This is a genomic window from Lysinibacillus sp. G1-3, assembly GCF_056322905.1.
Window position 1 is genome coordinate 272,902 of record NZ_JBWHYQ010000003.1, and the last position, 17,701, is coordinate 290,602.

General features: G+C 36.2%; 17 protein-coding genes and 2 riboswitches. Of the genes, 3 read left to right on the top strand and 14 right to left on the bottom strand.

Going from position 1 to position 17,701, the window contains the following annotated elements:
• Window positions 1-168 precede the first annotated feature (168 nt).
• Both ACVYAD_RS04670 and ACVYAD_RS04675 read left to right on the top strand, forming a co-directional pair.
• Window positions 169-3,300, top strand: coding sequence for a stalk domain-containing protein (locus ACVYAD_RS04670; protein WP_476424906.1), 3,132 nt, complete (start codon window positions 169-171; stop codon window positions 3,298-3,300).
• 217 nt (window positions 3,301-3,517) lie between these two features.
• Window positions 3,518-3,688, top strand: coding sequence for a hypothetical protein (locus ACVYAD_RS04675; RefSeq protein ID WP_476424908.1), 171 nt, complete (start codon window positions 3,518-3,520; stop codon window positions 3,686-3,688).
• A gap of 113 nt (window positions 3,689-3,801) precedes the next feature.
• Here ACVYAD_RS04675 and ACVYAD_RS04680 read toward each other — a convergent pair whose 3' ends face one another.
• The 11 genes from ACVYAD_RS04680 to ribE form a co-directional block, all read right to left on the bottom strand.
• The gene (locus ACVYAD_RS04680; RefSeq protein WP_349660782.1) at window positions 3,802-4,311 is read right to left on the bottom strand and encodes a QueT transporter family protein; all 510 of its coding nucleotides are present in this window, start codon (window positions 4,309-4,311) and stop codon (window positions 3,802-3,804) included.
• A gap of 151 nt (window positions 4,312-4,462) precedes the next feature.
• On the bottom strand, window positions 4,463-5,218 hold the full coding sequence (locus ACVYAD_RS04685) for a 3-oxoacyl-ACP reductase (protein ID WP_476424910.1): 756 nt from the start codon (window positions 5,216-5,218) through the stop codon (window positions 4,463-4,465).
• Window positions 5,219-5,273: 55 nt separating this feature from the next.
• Window positions 5,274-5,495, bottom strand: a complete 222-nt coding sequence (locus ACVYAD_RS04690; RefSeq protein WP_323646632.1) for a DUF2829 domain-containing protein — start codon at window positions 5,493-5,495, stop codon at window positions 5,274-5,276.
• Between the two features lie 66 nt (window positions 5,496-5,561).
• The gene (locus ACVYAD_RS04695; RefSeq protein WP_476424911.1) at window positions 5,562-5,930 is read right to left on the bottom strand and encodes a hypothetical protein; all 369 of its coding nucleotides are present in this window, start codon (window positions 5,928-5,930) and stop codon (window positions 5,562-5,564) included.
• A 122-nt stretch (window positions 5,931-6,052) separates the two neighbouring features.
• Window positions 6,053-6,904 carry a GNAT family N-acetyltransferase gene (locus tag ACVYAD_RS04700; protein WP_476424913.1) on the bottom strand — a complete coding sequence of 284 codons (852 nt, stop codon included), beginning with the start codon at window positions 6,902-6,904 and terminating at the stop codon, window positions 6,053-6,055.
• A 20-nt stretch (window positions 6,905-6,924) separates the two neighbouring features.
• Window positions 6,925-7,467, bottom strand: coding sequence for a histidine phosphatase family protein (locus tag ACVYAD_RS04705; protein ID WP_476424915.1), 543 nt, complete (start codon window positions 7,465-7,467; stop codon window positions 6,925-6,927).
• 207 nt (window positions 7,468-7,674) lie between these two features.
• Window positions 7,675-8,979: a GHKL domain-containing protein gene (locus ACVYAD_RS04710; RefSeq protein ID WP_349660787.1), complete on the bottom strand. Its 1,305-nt coding sequence runs from the start codon at window positions 8,977-8,979 to the stop codon at window positions 7,675-7,677.
• Between the two features lie 497 nt (window positions 8,980-9,476).
• A complete protein-coding gene (locus ACVYAD_RS04715; protein WP_476424917.1) occupies window positions 9,477-10,940 on the bottom strand; it encodes a spore germination protein in 1,464 nt (487 codons plus the stop codon).
• 165 nt (window positions 10,941-11,105) lie between these two features.
• A complete protein-coding gene (ribH, locus tag ACVYAD_RS04720) occupies window positions 11,106-11,573 on the bottom strand; it encodes a 6,7-dimethyl-8-ribityllumazine synthase (RefSeq protein WP_349660789.1) in 468 nt (155 codons plus the stop codon).
• A 205-nt stretch (window positions 11,574-11,778) separates the two neighbouring features.
• The gene (gene ribB, locus ACVYAD_RS04725; protein WP_432760156.1) at window positions 11,779-12,405 is read right to left on the bottom strand and encodes a 3,4-dihydroxy-2-butanone-4-phosphate synthase; all 627 of its coding nucleotides are present in this window, start codon (window positions 12,403-12,405) and stop codon (window positions 11,779-11,781) included.
• Window positions 12,406-12,425: 20 nt separating this feature from the next.
• Window positions 12,426-13,064 (bottom strand): riboflavin synthase, encoded by a 639-nt coding sequence (ribE, locus tag ACVYAD_RS04730; RefSeq protein WP_476424919.1) that lies wholly within the window; start codon window positions 13,062-13,064, stop codon window positions 12,426-12,428.
• A gap of 193 nt (window positions 13,065-13,257) precedes the next feature.
• Window positions 13,258-13,383, bottom strand: a riboswitch (FMN riboswitch).
• A gap of 260 nt (window positions 13,384-13,643) precedes the next feature.
• Window positions 13,644-13,769, bottom strand: a riboswitch (FMN riboswitch).
• 555 nt (window positions 13,770-14,324) lie between these two features.
• Here ribE and ACVYAD_RS04735 point away from each other — a divergent pair.
• Window positions 14,325-14,942 carry an HAD-IA family hydrolase gene (locus ACVYAD_RS04735; protein ID WP_349660791.1) on the top strand — a complete coding sequence of 206 codons (618 nt, stop codon included), beginning with the start codon at window positions 14,325-14,327 and terminating at the stop codon, window positions 14,940-14,942.
• A gap of 309 nt (window positions 14,943-15,251) precedes the next feature.
• On the opposite strand, the gene ACVYAD_RS04740 is transcribed toward ACVYAD_RS04735, so the two are convergent.
• The 3 genes from ACVYAD_RS04740 to ACVYAD_RS04750 form a co-directional block, all read right to left on the bottom strand.
• Window positions 15,252-15,335 (bottom strand): hypothetical protein, encoded by an 84-nt coding sequence (locus ACVYAD_RS04740; protein ID WP_476424938.1) that lies wholly within the window; start codon window positions 15,333-15,335, stop codon window positions 15,252-15,254.
• 406 nt (window positions 15,336-15,741) lie between these two features.
• Window positions 15,742-16,062, bottom strand: coding sequence for an IS66 family insertion sequence element accessory protein TnpB (gene tnpB / locus ACVYAD_RS04745; protein WP_476424920.1), 321 nt, complete (start codon window positions 16,060-16,062; stop codon window positions 15,742-15,744).
• 427 nt (window positions 16,063-16,489) lie between these two features.
• Window positions 16,490-17,701: thioesterase domain-containing protein (locus ACVYAD_RS04750; RefSeq protein ID WP_476424922.1), on the bottom strand; the 1,212-nt coding region annotated here is incomplete at its 5' end.

Genomic DNA, 17,701 nt, shown 5'->3' on the forward strand with positions numbered 1-17,701 from the left:
ATTTCTTATAGGAAAATGCCCAATAAGACTGATGTGATATCACTATCATGGTTAAATTTTCTTGTTTAGGTAAAAATACGAAACTTTTTCATCTGTTGTGCGTACTAATTATACAATGATATTTATCATTGCCAGATTAATATAAGGGCATCGGAAGGGGTGGAATTTATGAAGAAAATATGGACTTTATTTCTTGCAGCGATACTTATTGTACCGTTATTGCTGCAACCAGCAACCGCTCAAGCGGCAAAGGCCATCACGATTTTTGTAGACGGGGTTCAATTAAAGACCGATCAACCGCCAGTGATGGTTCAAGGGCGCGTTATGCTACCGCTTAGAGCAATTTTTGAGGCATTGGATGCAAGAGTGTATTGGGATCAAAAAAATCAAACCGTTACAGGAATTAAAGGAGATTCAACGGTAGTTCTCAAGATTAAATCGAAGGTAGCTACTATTAATGCCAAGAGCGTTACGCTTGATGTACCTGCACAGATCATAAATGGCAGAACAATGGTACCAATACGCTTTGTGAGTGAAGCGCTTGATCAGGAAGTTGACTGGAACTCGTATAATCAGATCGTATCTATTAAATCTGATACTCCGAGCAATATCAGTATTTCTCCAGTCAGCCATGTGTCGCTTAGAGATATTGGTAATCAAGGAGATGGGCGTGACCTCGAGGTTACCTACTCCCATTCGTCTACTGAATCACTTGTGGATCATTACCGGGTTCTCGTTGTGAAGGCTTCAAAAGGCTTGAATCAGGCGTCGGCCCTGAAGGTCTCCGCTTCAAATTATACGAAAGTATCACCTGCCGGCTCGGATCGTTCTATCGTATTAAATCAAAGTTCGCGGGATGTGGACGGTGACTATATTAGAAATGACCAGCCTTATGTAGCGTATGTACTTGCAGTTGGAAAAGGTTCTTATTCCAGCGCATTATCGAAATCTTCTCAGAAGATTACCCTATCGAGCATGTCACCGATTGTAGAAATAACAAATCTGAAAATTAGCGATATTAGCGATTTCGGCGACGGACGCGATCTCTCGATTAGCTTCACTCGTCCGCAGAATGACAACAATGTTTCGAGTTACCGTGTAATTATCGTAAAAAGTAAAGACGCTGACAATTTCGGTCTTACTACTGCGAATAATTTATCCAGTAGCTACTATACGACAATGAATAAATCGGGAAGCAACGGCGGTACGGTGACAGGAACTCTGTCTTCCTCAGCACGTGATTCTGCCGGTGATTTCATTAAGAACGGCGTACCTTATACAGCATTCGTCTTGTTAGTTAGCAGCACTGATTCAGCTGTTAATATGCTGTCATTCCCTTCTTTATCCGTAACACTTCGTCCAAATACAGCGGCTACTCCTGTTATTACTCAAGTTGATGATGTCAACGACTATGGAGATGGACGCGATCTGAGAGTGAGCTTCAACAAAATATCCGATGAGTCTAACATTAGCGCATACCGGATCTTTGTTGTAAGAGCAAACAACTATTCGAACTTTACATTGACCAAGGCGAACAGTCTGTCCAGCTCTAATTACACACAAGTGAACAAGACGGGCTACAATATTTCTCAAGTACTCTCTTCGGGGACTCGAGATACAGACGGTTATACCATTCAGAATGGGGTCAGCTATCGTGTATTCGTTATGGCCGTAGCTAAAAACTCAGGGAAAAACGTATTATCAACGGCTTCCAATGCGATTACGCTATATAGTAGCAATGTAGGTGCAGTATCGAATCTCAACGCCAGCGATGATTATGATTATGGCGACGGTCGTGATCTCAATGTATCTTTCACTAAAGCGGCAGATGAGTCTAATATTAGTCACTATCGCATCATGGTTGTGCCAACGACTTATTACAGTAGCTTTAGTCTGTCGGATGCTAATAATGTATCCAGCAGTAATTATACAACTGTGAACAAGTCAGGAAATAACAAGTACGGGATGACGCTCTCAGGAAATGCTCGGGATGTGCGCGGCAATTATATTACGGATAGAACTAGCTACCGTGTCTATGTTCTCTCGGTAGGCTATGGCAATTATTCCAGCAGCAATGCGCTGTCCTCGCCAACGTCTACGATTACGCTCGGTAAGAACATCAATGTGCAGGCTGTAACCAATCTAAATGTTGCTGATGTAAATGATTATGGGGATGGTAGTGATTTGCAGGTAACGTTCACGAAGCCTTCCGATGATACAAATATCAATCATTATCGGATTTTTGTCGTACCGACAGCTTATTACAGCAGCTTCAACTTATCACAAGCCAATAGCAGCTCTTATTACATCACAGAGAGCAAAGGCGGAAACAAGTCGTTAACTAGAACATTAGATAGGGCTCGAGATGTTCGCGGTAATTACATTACGGAGGGCACAAGCTACCGTGTTTATGTACTGACTGTAGCGAATGGAAATTCTTCAAGCGTCAATGCTTTATCTTCTAATTCGTCGGTGATTACGCTTACTAAGAACAAAGCCGTTCAAGCGGTCAGCAATGTTAATGCCAGCGATGTAAGTGATTTTGGAGATGGCCGTGATTTACGGGTATCGTTCAATCATGCATCTGATGCATCGAATATAAGTGAATATCGAATTATGGTTGTACCTAAAAATAAACCATTCAATGCTTCAATAGCAAGCAACATTCAGACTCCAAATTATACAGCCGTAAGAACTTCTGGCAGCAGTACTAACCGGGTTCTTGACATTAAGGCAACGGATATAGATGGGAATTCTATCACTAATGGTACGTGGTATAACGTCTACGTATTGTCAGTTGGAAACAGTGCAACCGGCACATTTGCATTGTCTGGTGTTTCGAATGAAATTACGTTAACCAATTCTGCCTCAGTAGAAGCAGTAACTAAAGTAAGACTCTCAAACGTAGGGAATACTGGCACATATAAAGATATCCGGATTAGCTTTAATAAAGGAAGCAATGAAAATAACGTAACAGGATATCGAGTATTCTTGGTTCCTACAGATAAAGTAGAAGACTTCAAGGTTTCTTTTGCGAATAAAGTCTCTTTAGAGAATTACACTTCAATCTCGTTGGGCATAAATGCAATCAGTGAATATTCATTGGATTTAATGAATGATGTATACGGTAAAGAAATCAATACGTCTACTTATTATCATGCGGTAGTAATGACCTTATCCAAAATGGGAGATAGTTATAATATATTATCTGAACCGTCTCCTCAGTTCAAACTTCAGGCTAAAAAAGATAATACTCCGCCAGAAGAGGTAAAGCCTGTCCCATCTGACACTCCATCATAAGAGATAAGCAATACTTTTTCACAAAAAGGGACTCCTCAGGTGGTGCTTAATGGGCCATCAGAGGAGTCCCTTCTTGTTGTGCACAGCTCAGACTGTTTGTAGGAATGTCTGGTCTATACTGACTTAGATAATCAGTTGATGGACAATAATAAGACAAACAATAGTACTAAAATCTAGGGAAATGTGGACATAGATTTATGAAAAAGGTAGTTTAGTGATGAGTAAAATACAATTTGTGGAGGCGTGGGGTCCAAAAGTGTTTACCGAACCGCTGTGGAAAATTGCTAAAGAACTGGGAGTCGTGATCCTCTTCGAAAAGAATCATCGCCCGGATCTTGTGTTGGGATATACCAGTAAGAATCCGGGCGATGAGGTTTATATTGTCTGATTCAGGCTGAAGTATTTGAGCTGATGAACTTGCCCAAGGTGTACTAGGTAAGATTGTGGTCAAACCTGAGCACCCTTACTTCATAAAAGTGACTCGCTTTTTTATGCATAAAACTATTTCGATAAATCAATTTTTTTATTTAATAAATAAATAGTCATACCACCAACAGTCATTGACAATAGCTCTCCGATTCCAACCGTAAACCATGTTGCCCAAAACGGAAGATCATAGAGAATTGTTAATTGACCTGCAACGGTGAACATTGATATAGCAAAAATCAATGCAGTTATAACCATTTTCACAAGATCATTTGTTATATTTTTCGTTACTCTTCGGCAAAGAACTAAAACGAGGAATGTCGCAATTCCACCAATGGGTACATCTAATATCCACGTTGGTGACATGAAATTAGCGAGTACTACTCCTAGAGTCACGGCTACTACATAGCGTTTGTTGTAGAGGGCCAGGTAGTTAAACATCTCCGATAGACGTAATTGAACTGCCCCAAAACTGATGACTGACAATAAAACAGTTACAGCCACATATAAAGCTGCAACAAGTGCCATCTTTGTAAGCTCGCTTACAGAAGTACGGCTTGAATCTTTTACAATAGATGTATTCAATTTTATTCTCCTTTGTAAAATAGCACATCCGCTATTTTAGTAATAACTACGGCCAAAGGAAGAGAGCTTTTCGCCCTATCTGAAGTGCCGTAGTGCAAGCAGATTTTGCTTACTTGCGTATTATATCAGAAGAATTTACGATTGAACAATCTTATTTCGTTAGCCAGCCACCATCGATTGGCATAATAGCTCCATGAATATAATCAGCAGCCGCACTTGCTAAGTAAAGTGTTAAATTCGCTACTTCATGTGGTTGTGCCCAGCGTCCTGCAGGCGTTTCATTAGCGACCCATTTGGCCATTTCCCCATCACCTTCAAAATCTGCCTTATTCATCGGTGTTTGAATGGCCCCAGGTGCAATGGCATTGGCGCGAATTCCTTCACGACAATAATCTAAGTCTAACTGTTTCGTATAGCCGACAATCGCATGTTTAGATGCTGTATACGCTGCACCACCACCGCCAGCAACAAGTCCTGCAATAGATGCCATATTAACAATGACGCCTGATTTTCGTTTGACCATATGAGGTAATACCGTATTCGTTACAAAAAAAGTACCCTTAACATTGGTATTCATAATTTTATCCCAAAGCGCCTCATCTGTATCCAGTGTTTTTGCAAAACCATCTAAAACGCCCGCGGTATTTAATAAAATATCTACCTGCTTAAATTTTGAAATTACAGCTACAAATGCTTGCTCTACATCGTCCTTATTACATACACTACCTACTTTATAGGCAAATTGTTCAGGGTATTGGTGATATAGTTTTCCTAACCCTTGCTCATGTAAATCAAGCCCGAATACGTTTGCCCCATTTTCTAAAAATGCAATAGCTTGAGCTTGACCAATACCTGAACCAGCCCCCGTCACAAATACCGCCTTGCCCTTATATTCTTCAAACGTCATCGATCTCTCTCCTCTAAAAACAAAGAAACCACCTCATTTGAGATGGCTTTTCCTATTAATTGACAATTATCCAATCTTCCGCTAATAAATCACAGACAGTCGGCGTAAACATTGTATAGCCCTCACCGCGTACATTAATTAAAAAATAAGGATTCAAAGTCTCGCCATCATGTTCGCTTTGTCCAACAAGCTTCACATATAATTCGGCACCGCCCCAACCTTTACGAATTACTTTTTCGCCCGCCTTTAAGCGAGGTAAAATTTCTTCAAACGTCATTTAAATTCATCCTTTATTTACATTCTTTATCGGATTAGTATACTGTAATTCTCAATTGTTTACAACCTAGCCCTCAAGCAAAACCGTATAAAGTATATATTGCCCATTTATATCCGCTATGATAGTATCCGTATTTTTACCATTTGTAGAGAAAATCTTTGTTCCACTTTCCAATTTAGTAGCATAAAAATCATTGAAATTTTTAGAGGAATTTGTAGTTTTAATAATTTCCCCTATAATCTCATATTTCGTATACTCTAATTGTTTCATCGATTCCAAGCTTGTAGTATTAATGTAAATCAAATTATTATATTGAAGAATATCCGCTTGAGAATGTTCTGTAAGAATAGATTTTGCAGTGGGAGTGGTATTTATAGCCGATGTACAACCTACCAACACCAATATTAGTAAATTACATATGAGTATTTTCCTCATAACTATTAACACCTTCTTTTTATAACTACCTGTAAAAATCAAGTTCAATTCTTCACATCTTTAACTCCCCAAATTTAAGCAACATCATTTTACATCGAAATTGACTCTTCTCATCTCGCAAACTACGAATCCATTTTCTTCTTCATTTGCACTTGCTCCGTCTTCACTTCTAGCCCGTTTGCCATTAAATAGCTCGTAGCTGGATTACTTGCTAAAAAGTTAACTGTTGCCAGTTTTACCTTGTGTTTTGTAATGCTTGCGATAAAGTGTGGAATATGCTCAACATTACCATTCCCTAGTAGCTCTAATTGATAAAGCACTATGCTGTCAATGGCTCCCTCCTGATTCCATACCGTTTTATATAACATATAGCCAATTGCTTTACTATTCTCATTATAAAAAACTTTAACTTCTCCTTGTTTATTGCTTTGCCAGCTACATTGCCAAGGAACATCTTCCTTATAAAAAGATAAATACGGTAGCTGCTCTGGCCGAATAGTTTCCACATGAATTTCGACTGGTTTCTCTACTTTTGCTTCATATTCGCCACTTAAAAAGAGCAATTGATTTGTAACGGTATAGCCATACTTCCCATATAGCGCAATTGCTACCTTATTCTCTTTTATAGCTTCCAACGTTGCAACTTCCACATTCTCTCTTTCATAGATGGCGATGGTTTCTTCCATTAAAACACGAGAAACACCTTTACCACGAAAGTCTGGAGAGATACCTGTTCCTCCATTCCAAGAGGTTTTCTTACCATCAATTAATCTAAAGCCATTTAATACAATGCCAACAGGATTATTTTGATCAAATGCGACGATTGAAAGCTCTGGCGATAGCCCTTCCCCAACGAGTCGGTTTAAAAACACCTCTTCGTTCATTTCTATTTGTACAAAATACCCTTCAAAGCCTTTATTCCAAGCTTTTAAAGTTTCATTTAACGTGCACTGTGAGACTGTTTTTATTTTCATATTTTTCTCCCATCCCTACGTTAATTTAAAAGTGATAAATCTTCTAAAGTTAATTTTTTTATTATTTCATAACCATTTCCAGGACCATTTGGCTTAACAATAACCATTCCCATATTCGAAATCTCCCCTAGTCCAACATCTTCAGGAAAACTATGGGCAACGATCACTTGATTCATTCCTTGCGATGGCTTTCTTTCTAACACTGATTGCGCATTTGGTAAAATATTACTTTTTTCAACAAAAGGAATAGCCCCACCCAATTTATATATTTCATAACCAATTGGGTCAATTTGAATATAAGAATAAGGAAATGCGAGCTGTGCCGTTTCAACTGTACGACAAAAAGGACTTACAACTACTGGTGAACTAATCGGAATTTGTAAATGACGTAACAGTTGTCCAAAGTAAACGGCCTGCCTCCGCCCAAATTCAGACAAATTTCTTTGCGTAACACAATCTTGGAAATTTAAATATGGCTGATCTACTCCGACAGTTGCTTGACCATGCCTTGCATACAAAACAAATCCACCCCTTCTCAATAGATCAAGGATTGATTTATCCAAATATTTCAACTCCCCCCTAATAGAATACCATCGATTATTAGTACTATATGAAATGAATTACTCAAAAAATGTAAAAATAAAAGTTGAAACTGCTTTTCGAATAGAGAAGGAGCCATTCCACTGGCATATATTTCACTTTGCCTATATCGAACTTAGTTTAAAGAAACAAAAAAACTTCCTACAATTTTCTGTAGGAAGTTTCGAAATTTACTTTATTGGAATAGTTACTATAGCGGTTGTCTCTAGATGTTTTGATGAATCGATAGAAATTTGACCGTCGTACTTATTGACTATTTCATTCACAATAAACAAGCCTTGCCCTCTTGTTTTACCATTTTCCGGTTTCTTTGTAGAAAATCCTCGCTTGAATATTTGCCCTGCTTCTACAATATTTGGTCCAGTATTTGTAACCTGTAATTTATATTGCGTGTCATCAGCTTCACAACTAATTGTTATTTTACGTTGTTCTTCCGATAATTCATTTGCAGCATCAATCGCATTATCTATTAAATTCGATAAGATTTTAATTAGATCCGTTGTTCTAATTTTATTAAACGCATCCTGAGAGACTGTGAAATCCATATCAATATTATGATTTTGTGCCGTTAGTTTTTTTGTTTGCAATAAAATCGCCAATCCAGGATGATCAATATTTAATTTAAGAGACTTAATATCATGAACTTCTTTATACAATGAAGATAAATATTGTTTTGCCTGATCAGGTTCATCTAATTGTAGGAATCCATGCAATACTTGTATATGATTTGTGAAATCATGTCTTAAAGAAGACACGGAAGTGATTAAAGTTTTAATTTCCGCTTGATATGTATCTTCTGTCGCTTCAACTTCTTCTGCTACTTCTTTTTGATACCATCTCTGTAAGAAGAAAACTGAGCCGGTAACCATTAAAATGAGTACACCATTAAAAATAAAGACTAAAAGATTGTCTTCAATCACTTTTCCCTTAATGTCATTTAATGTGTCTGCACTAATATCAATGCCTATGTATGCAATAACCTCCCCTGTTTCATCCTTAATCGGTGCACCAACAGTTAAGTAGGAACCATATATAGAATCTTGTATTACATCTGTTATAAATGTTTCTCCATTATAAGCTTTTTGCACTTGTGTCTCGGGTACAGTACAGTCCATTCCGATATAAAAGCCTTTAACTTCACTTGGTAAACCCATGATCATTGCTTTGGATACCTTCGGATTTTCAATATCTAATGTATAAACAAATAAAGCACCTATTTTTACTCTTGCATCGTTTAAGTAGCTTCTTATTTGCCAATAATACTCATTTTCCTCGGGGTTTTCTAAAAATTGTTTGTACGCCTCTACATCAATAGTAGATGCGATAGAAATAGCTGCTTTCAGACTTTGGTTCGCTATTGACTCTTCTACTGTCTTTTTCATTTTTACATAGGATGTAAAGATGTTTAAACTTGTAAACAATACTAATAAGAGAGTTGATAGTATTAAAATTAGTTTTATTTTTCGTGTTTTCATACAAACTGGTACTTCCTCATCTATTGACATGAATAATATCTTAATTTAATTGAGCTTGGCTTTCGCATTCCATAATAATTGTTAGTCGTAGTTGACATCATCTCATACTTTCATCCTAGAAAACAATTTCATATCCAACAACCCTATTATACTACAATATACTTCTTTTTTTATGGTTGTTTAAAAATCATTTATTTGCGTAGTGAAATGCTCTTCCTGTCGATAATCAGATGAAGAGAAGTAAGATACTTAGAAGTTTGAACGACAATGGCTATCTCCCCCCTGTACATCCTTCCTAAACAGACTGTTCAGAAATACGATTCAGGATTCTTAAATAAGAATATTGGTTCTTAGTTTATCATCTCAAGCCCGTTTTGACTATCTCAACCTTCGTCTCCTACTTTTGGGCTATGTCCTTCTCATCGTTGAAATGGGGGTCTGTTGGGAATTGAAAAAAGATCAGGCCTATAAAAACCTGATCTTTTCATTTTAAGTATTTATTTTTTCCTACTCGATGTCTTTGTCTCATCCTGTACATTTAAAAATTTCGGTCGCTTACTGTAACCTGAAGGAGAAAGGCGAACTAAAGATTTTTTAATGTCCGGCCAATCTAAATTCGCTCCCATATTTAAGTATGGAACACCTAATACTCGTAAATTTGCAATATATAGAAGTATGAAAAACACCGAAATGAAGAATCCAAATAATCCAAAAAAGGCAGATGCTAAAATAATGATTATCCTGAGAATACTCATTGCTGATGCAAGGGATTGATTGACGAGTGTAAAAGCTGCAATACTTGAAGTAGCTATAACGATAATCATGGAAGGACTCGTAACCCCCGATTTAATCGCTGCATCTCCAATAATTAATCCCCCAACAACGCTTATGGAACCACTGATAACATTAGGTAGATGTATATTAGCTTCCCGAAATAATTCAAACATAAATAGCATCATTAATATTTCAAGAATAGATGGAAATGGGAGCCCCGTTCTTGATTCAACAACTGTTGCCAATAGGATGAATGGCAATTGCTCTTGATGAAAGGTTGTAAGTGCAAACCATAAGCCTGGTAAAAGTACACTTATTAAAATGGCAACTATTCTTAGTAAACGCTCCATAGAACTTACAATAATCGGATACTCATTATCCTCACCAGATTTAAAAAGTAACATTACATTAACAGGTGTAATAATCGCATAAGGGACTCCATCAACTACGATGATAATACGCCCTCTACTTAAAGCTTGTACAGCAAAATCCGGACGTCCAGTATAATCATGCTTAGGCAGAATTTTATCGCTCTGCTCAATCCTTTCCATCAATATATCCCCGCTAAATATAACGTCCGCATCAACTCGCTGGAGCTGTATTTTTATTTTCTCAAGCATCTTTTTATTTACGACATCTTCTAGATAAAGTACAGCTACGGTTGTTTTGGATCGTGTGCCAAGTTCATATGTTTCAACACTTAATGAATTAGTCGGTAATCGTTTTCGTATTAAAGCAATATTAATTAAAACATCCTCAATAAAATCATCTCTCGGACCTTTGATAACCAATTCAAGAGTTGTTTCTTTAGGCTCTCGATTTGGTTTTTTTGCGATATAACTTGAATACAGCAAATTCATATCTTCGAAATATAGTAAAACATGCCCTTTATAGACTCTCGTGATGGCCTCATCTTTACTTGTTATTCTCTGAAGATGGGGAATGTGTAAATGATTTTGTATATGTTCCGCTAACAATTCATCCGATGTTGCAGTAAATAAAGATTGTATTCGTTGCACAATAACGGTCTGCAGTAACCGTTCATTAATCATCTCTTCGCATTTTATCAAATGTACTTTATGTTGCTGAAAGAAATACTCCTGAAATACCACATCAGCAGAGCGTTGAAATAGTGACTTCAAAGATTTCAAATTTAATTCTTGTTCTATCGAAGAAATATCCCTCATCTCCTACTGAGCCAGCTCCAAATTAGTACATTTATAAAAAATAACATAAATACACTTACGGATATTTTCTCCATGCTTTTAAAAAATATTCAAGAATATATACTGTTTAAAATGCTTTGTCAGAATAATTTAGCGTTGCAATTTCCAACCTATTATTAGAAAGATTTATCCAATCATCTTCTTTAAATTTGCCATTTCAATAGCTGACATTGCTGCGTCATAGCCTTTATTTCCTGATTTAGTCCCTGCGCGCTCAATTGCTTGTTCAATATTTTCAGTAGTAACAATGCCAAAAATAACAGGTACATTTGTAGTTAGTGACACATTTGCAATTCCTTTTGCTGATTCATTACATACATAATCATAATGTGTTGTTGAGCCACGAATAACCGTACCTAATCCAATAATTGCATCATATTTCTTTGTTTCAGCTAACTGTTTAGCGATGAATGGAACTTCAAATGCTCCAGGAACCCATGCAATATCGATAGAATTCTCATCAACACCATGACGCTTTAAACCATCTAATGCACCGTCTAATAATTTACTTGTAATAAATTCGTTGAAACGACCTACTACTACTGCTATTTTTAAATCCGTACCAATTAATTGTGCTTCAAATGTTTTAACCATTTTTCTTTTCTCCTTTTTTATGGCTCATCACCATTTCGTGTGGTTGATTTTCGTGCAGCGGCACCGAGGTTCGTCTCGAAGGTCTTATCACAGGACGTGATTCTTTTAGCCTTCGTTGATTCCCAAGGAGTTAACAAGCCAGAACGAAGATTAACTTTATACGTTTTTAACAAAAATCATCCACAACTTTTGGTGATAACCTTTTTTATATAGTCATTGTGTTTTCTTCCATTATTTGTTGACGATATGTTGCCAACGCTTCAATTGAAATCATTTTTAGATGATGTTGTGCTGCATATTTAACGAGATCATTAAAGCGTAGCATTTTGCCATTGTCGCCCATAATCTCACATATAACTCCTGCCGGAACGCTATTACAAAGCTTTGCCAAATCTATTGTAGCTTCCGTATGTCCCCTACGCTCTAATACACCATTTTCCTTTGCTATTAGTGGGAATACATGGCCTGGTTTACGAAAATCCGCAACTTTAGCTTGTGGTTCGAGCATTTTCTGTATAGTCATTGCCCGTTCAAAGGCGCTAATTCCAGTAGTTGTGTCAACATGATCAATACTAACGGTAAATGCTGTTTGATGATTATCTGTATTCACACTAACCATAGGGTTTAATGCTAATTTTTGTGCAAGCTGCTGGGAAATTGGCGTACATATAAGGCCTCTTCCATAGGTAGCCATAAAGTTAATCGTTTCAGGTGTCATAAATTCCGCAAGTGCTAGTAAGTCCCCTTCATTTTCCCGATCCTCGTCATCTACTACAATAATTATCTTTCCTTGCTTTAAATCCTCAATTGCTTCTTCAATCGAATGTAGCAATTTCGCCACCTCCTTGTTGGTTAAAATCCGTATTGTGCTAAGAAGTCTTTTGTGATGGCCGGCCGTTCCTGACCATACTTAAGTTGATGTAAAATGTATTTTCCTACTAAATCGGTTTCGACATTGACGAGATCACCAATTTTCTTCATACCTAAAATTGTTTCCTTGTACGTATGGGGTATCAATGATACTGTGACACCGTTTTTCTCAACTTGAAAGATTGTTAAGCTCGTTCCGTCAATTGTGATGGAGCCCTTTGGAATACAGAAGCTCGTTAACTCCTTTGATAGCTCTATATCAATATAAACTGCATTTGCTAACGGCCGCTTTCGTACTACTTTCCCTACTCCGTCTACATGCCCAGATACAAAATGACCACCGAATCGCCCATTCGCTGACATAGCGCGCTCTAAATTTACTGGATCTCCTATTGCTAGCTGCTGTAAATTTGTTGCCTTTACCGTTTCAGGCATTACATCCATCGTAAGCTCCTGATCATTAAAAGATATGACTGTTAAACAAACACCATTGACCGCAATACTATCCCCGAGCTTTACACCCTCAACCATTTTCTTTGAAATAACAGTGATTTTCATACTTTTTCTATCGCTTTGCAAGGTTTTTACGGTTCCAATATCCTCAATAATTCCTGTAAACATTTTTTCACCCACTTCCATTCATTGGTCTAAGTTTATCTATCCATTTTTGGAGCCCTATGTACCTCCTCCCTCAATCAAAAATCTCTGTTCAAATAAAAAACCCCTTTGATTAAAGGGGTTTGGGAGTTCATATAAATAAGACGTCAACAAATAAACCTTGAGGATACAAAATTTTTCCTTAGGCTACCATCTCATCGTTCTTCTCCCATCCAGACTATAACTGTCGGTTTTGGATTTGCACCAAATCAGCTTGCGCTCACGGACTTTGAATTACTTCATCACCGCCGATTGGGAATTTCACCCTACCCCGAAGAACTACTGCTATTCAATTTGTTAGCTAAATAATAAATCAATTTCGCCTTGGCGTAATTGCGTCCGGATTTTGAATTGTACCTGCACAATTCATTCCTTTCAAAATCCGTGATATCCACCGGAGGCTTTATCTTTATTTAGTGGGTGTCCAAACACCTACTGAAAGAAGATAAAAAAACTTCCCAACTTAAACGATGGGAAGTAGTTTACATAAAAGCATAATCAAATAAACCTTATAAACTCAAGCGAATTTAAAAAGGTCTTACTTTTACCCTTCTCCCATCCAGACTGTAACTGTCGGTTTTGGATTTGCACCAAATCAGCTTGCGCTCACGGACTTTGAATTGCTTCATCACCGCCGATTGGGAATTTCACCCTACCCTGAAGGATATTTTTATTTAGCTATTTCTTACGATACCACTACTTAATTAATTTATCCAGATAAATCTCAAAATTAATTGTAAGTTTCTGTCATGATGCCCCATTCACATGTAGGACTAGACTACATCACGTCCTGATCTTTGTGGCCATCCTGTTTTTGCTGTCGTTACGTTAGCACTTCACTTTCGCACAATAAACATCTGTTGCTGTCGTTACGTTAGCACTTCACTTTCGCACAATAAACATCTGTTGCTGACGTTACGTTAGCACTTCACTTTCGCACAATAAACATCTGTTGCCTTAAGCAGCTCATCGGATGCCTCCAGGAAGCTTTGCTCTGTGCGAAAGCGTAGCGACAGCGACAACAACAACAACAAAGCGCCCGATTCAACCACAAATTATGGTGATGATCCAAAAATAATTATTAGTAAAAAAATTGCTCATCTAGAGTTATTTGTACTCCGTTGTTTCATATCCTGTATAATCATGTCATTTTTTTAAGTATAGGCAGTAACATTTTCAAAAAATAAACGTCTTTACAACTAGATTATAAAGGAGTTAGTTTACATGAAATATATTATCTTTGATTTTGATGGAACATTGGCAGATTCTACGGCAGTGTTAGCATCAGCTTGGAATACAATTGCGCAAAAATATAAATTTAAAGGAATAGAGTTAAAGGAAATTGAATCGTTGAAAAAATTATCTATAGCGGAACGAAGTAAATTATTCGACTTTCCTATGTATAAATTGCCGATGATTTTACCACAATTTTATCGCTTATATCGTCAGTCATTAAATGATGTTCATCTTTATAACGGTATGAAGGAAGTCCTAATGGAAATTGATAAAAGAGGCTATAAAATACTTATCATTTCCTCCAATTCACAGGAGAATATTTTAGAATTTCTAAAAATGAACAGCATTCATTGTGTGTCGGATGTTCTTTGTTCAAACCGAATTTTTGGAAAGGATAAAGTGATCAAGAAATTTTTAAAGGACACAAGCATTACACCATCAGAAGTTTTATACATTGGTGATGAACAAAGAGATATCGCAGCCTGCAAAAAAGCGGGAGTGCCTATTATTTGGGTTGGTTGGGGATATGACTCTTTTGAAGTTGTGCAACAAGAAGAACCCGATTACAAAGTTGCTACACCACAAGAAATTTTGAATATTATTTAGACGAAGAGGATAATAGCGATTTTTTTATCCTCTCGGTGTTATTGAACATGTCAATGATAAATAAAGCATCGCTCTTCTGCTAAACGTGGGGTCTATTTCCATTCCGCTGGGTACTTTCCTAGGGGCGTCCGATAAGCCGTTTGGGGCAACAGATGTTTTTTTGGGCGAAAGCGTAATGTAACGGAGCGGCAGCAGGATGTTAATCACGAAGGCGTTATCATAGAACGTGATGCTCTTAGCCTTCGTTCCTCTATTTGCTCGCTCCAGAGTCTCATCTTTGACGCTATGCCCCGACTCTAAAACATGAACTTAATGGTAGATATTGTTTGCTAATGCTTTTGTAAATTCTTCATAGTTTTTAAACGTGGTCGTATTCAGAAATTCTGACTTCATGGTACCAAAAAAGCTTTCTATCAGGCATTATCTAAACAATTTCCTTTCCGTGACATACTTCGCTTGATATCATAAGTTGCCAACGACTCTTGAAAACGCGGTATTTGATATATCCTCCTTGTTCAGAATGGTTCATTAAGACACTCTTTCCTGGTAATTTTGTATACGTAATTGCTTTTTTAAAAGACTGTTAACCTAACTCAAAATTAAGTTATTTCGATACCTCATATCCAACAATTTGTCGAATGAATATATCTAATTCAGCTGAAATATATTCTGGTACATCTGTATTGCGAAATTGAATTAAAAGGTATAATAGCAATTGTTGTAATTAAAAGATTCGGGTAAAGGAATTCTTCACTGGAAGTTCTTCAATTGTTGGGGTGAAGCTTATCATTTTTCCATATTAAAAGGAATTCGACACAAGGGCCGAATTCCTTTTCTTATATAATAATTTGTGCAGAGACTTTTGGATGAGCTTTTTCGATAGGCAACCTATCGGGCAACCAGTTAAATTGGCGTGAAATAATCGCAGTGGAGACACTTGCTCATTGGATCCTTTAAAAACCCCTTTTTTCAAGTTGACGTTATTAAAGCCACAATCCATTTTGATCCAATGAAGAATTTTCTGTTTATCCCGCTTACGATTGCAGAATATAAAAAGGTATGAAGACAACAGAACAAGCGGAAAGCTTGCTTGCGCAATGACCGCCAATCCATCGATCAATTACGTAAATCTGTTGAACCGAAAGCTAAATACATAAGGCCTACTTGTAATTTATTTAACATGTGTTTTTGGGAAGCGACAATCAATTAAACAGGTTATGTTTGCTTTCTTTCATAATGTAATGGATCAGTTCTTATTTTTGCGCGAATATGGTCATAGCCTTTTTTAGAACATCAACCTTTTGTTGTGCAAGCTTTCTTTTTTAAGCTAATTGATTGACTGGTGTATCCGATCGATAAAGCTCGAACATTACTTGCTTGAATTTTTTATTATATTTTTTAATTCATGGTTGAAATGACTCTCTTCTTTACTCTATTGATTTGACCAGGTATGTCCATTCATTTTTAATACATTCATATAGAAAAGGTATTATTTTTTTATTTTTATCAAAACAAAAGTTCTTATATAAAATTATTTATTTTTCAAATTACAAAAGTTCATTGAATATGGAAACAATATGATTTAAATTATTTTCTTTAACTATCGTATAGTGGTTACCATTTATTTCCTTTATTATAAGTTTCTTTTCGATATATTTATTCCATTTTTTTAAGTAGAGTTGTGATTCTTCTTTTGCTTTAAATAAAATTACCTGCTTTTTAACTTTACTCTTAGGTTTATATGATTTTAATGCACTATTTAGTCTTTTTATTATATTAATATTACTTATTAACTCATCTAAATCAAGTTCTTCTATGCCTGGTATTAAATTTATAAACTCTTCTGATAATTCTTTTTTAATTTCATCTATCTCTATTTTAGATAAACTCTCTCGTGCAATATCCCACTTTTTATCTAGAATAGATTCTTTAGATATTTTTTCTTTAACATCATTATTATTGATATAACTAATTAATTTTATCTTTTCGCTCTCTAGAGAAAAATCTTCTATTAACATTTTATTACAATTTATTAACTTAGGATTGATATATGATTCTATTAGTAAAAGATTTTTAATCTGTTCCTTATTTCTTTCTAATTGCCTAACTATTTCGAAAGCTATTACCCCACCTAAACTCCATCCTGCTATATTATAATAACCAGTTGGTTGAATTTCCTTTATTTTATTTAAATATTCTTCAGCAATAGTCTCAATGGTAAGGTTGTTATGGTTATATATAAATTCCTTATCAACTTTAATTGCCCAACACTTGATGTTACTTTTTAAGTTTGAAGCTAATTTTATATATCCACCAATGTCTCCACTTCCATCATGTATAAAAAATAAATTTTCTTCTCGCACATTTGAATCTTCATCAACATTTTTAAGTAGGATAACATTATCCTGTCTAATGTTATTAATACTTTTCGGTTCTTCTTTTATGAATACTGAAAATTCTTTTATAGTTTGGTTATAAAACAAATCTTTTATAGATATCTCAGTATTAAATTTTTTATTTAAATTCGAGATGAGTTTTATAGCCTTCAATGAATGTCCACCAAGGTCGAAGAAGTTATCATTTATCCCAATCTTATCTATTCCTAGCACTTCACACCATATTCTTACTAGGATTTCTTCTAATTCATTTCTTGGTGCTTCATATTCATTTAAAGAATCCTCTGTATTTGGTTTTGGAAGTGCTCTTCTATCCAGTTTCCCATTCGGTGTTAAAGGCATTTCATCTATCTTTATAAAGTA

Excerpts from the sequence above, each read along its gene's own strand:
- ACVYAD_RS04710 (WP_349660787.1), bottom strand. The coding sequence starts at position 8,979 with ATGAAAACACGAAAAATAAAACTAATTTTAATACTATCAACTCTCTTA.
- ACVYAD_RS04740 (WP_476424938.1), bottom strand. The coding sequence starts at position 15,335 with ATGAAGTCAGAATTTCTGAATACGACCACGTTTAAAAACTATGAAGAA.
- ACVYAD_RS04735 (WP_349660791.1), top strand. The coding sequence starts at position 14,325 with ATGAAATATATTATCTTTGATTTTGATGGAACATTGGCAGATTCTACG.
- ACVYAD_RS04690 (WP_323646632.1), bottom strand. The coding sequence starts at position 5,495 with ATGACGTTTGAAGAAATTTTACCTCGCTTAAAGGCGGGCGAAAAAGTA.
- ACVYAD_RS04700 (WP_476424913.1), bottom strand. The coding sequence starts at position 6,904 with ATGAAAATAAAAACAGTCTCACAGTGCACGTTAAATGAAACTTTAAAA.
- ribH (WP_349660789.1), bottom strand. The coding sequence starts at position 11,573 with ATGGTTAAAACATTTGAAGCACAATTAATTGGTACGGATTTAAAAATA.
- ribE (WP_476424919.1), bottom strand. The coding sequence starts at position 13,064 with ATGTTTACAGGAATTATTGAGGATATTGGAACCGTAAAAACCTTGCAA.
- ACVYAD_RS04670 (WP_476424906.1), top strand. The coding sequence starts at position 169 with ATGAAGAAAATATGGACTTTATTTCTTGCAGCGATACTTATTGTACCG.
- ACVYAD_RS04715 (WP_476424917.1), bottom strand. The coding sequence starts at position 10,940 with ATGAGGGATATTTCTTCGATAGAACAAGAATTAAATTTGAAATCTTTG.
- ACVYAD_RS04685 (WP_476424910.1), bottom strand. The coding sequence starts at position 5,218 with ATGACGTTTGAAGAATATAAGGGCAAGGCGGTATTTGTGACGGGGGCT.
- ACVYAD_RS04675 (WP_476424908.1), top strand. The coding sequence starts at position 3,518 with ATGAGTAAAATACAATTTGTGGAGGCGTGGGGTCCAAAAGTGTTTACC.
- ACVYAD_RS04695 (WP_476424911.1), bottom strand. The coding sequence starts at position 5,930 with ATGAGGAAAATACTCATATGTAATTTACTAATATTGGTGTTGGTAGGT.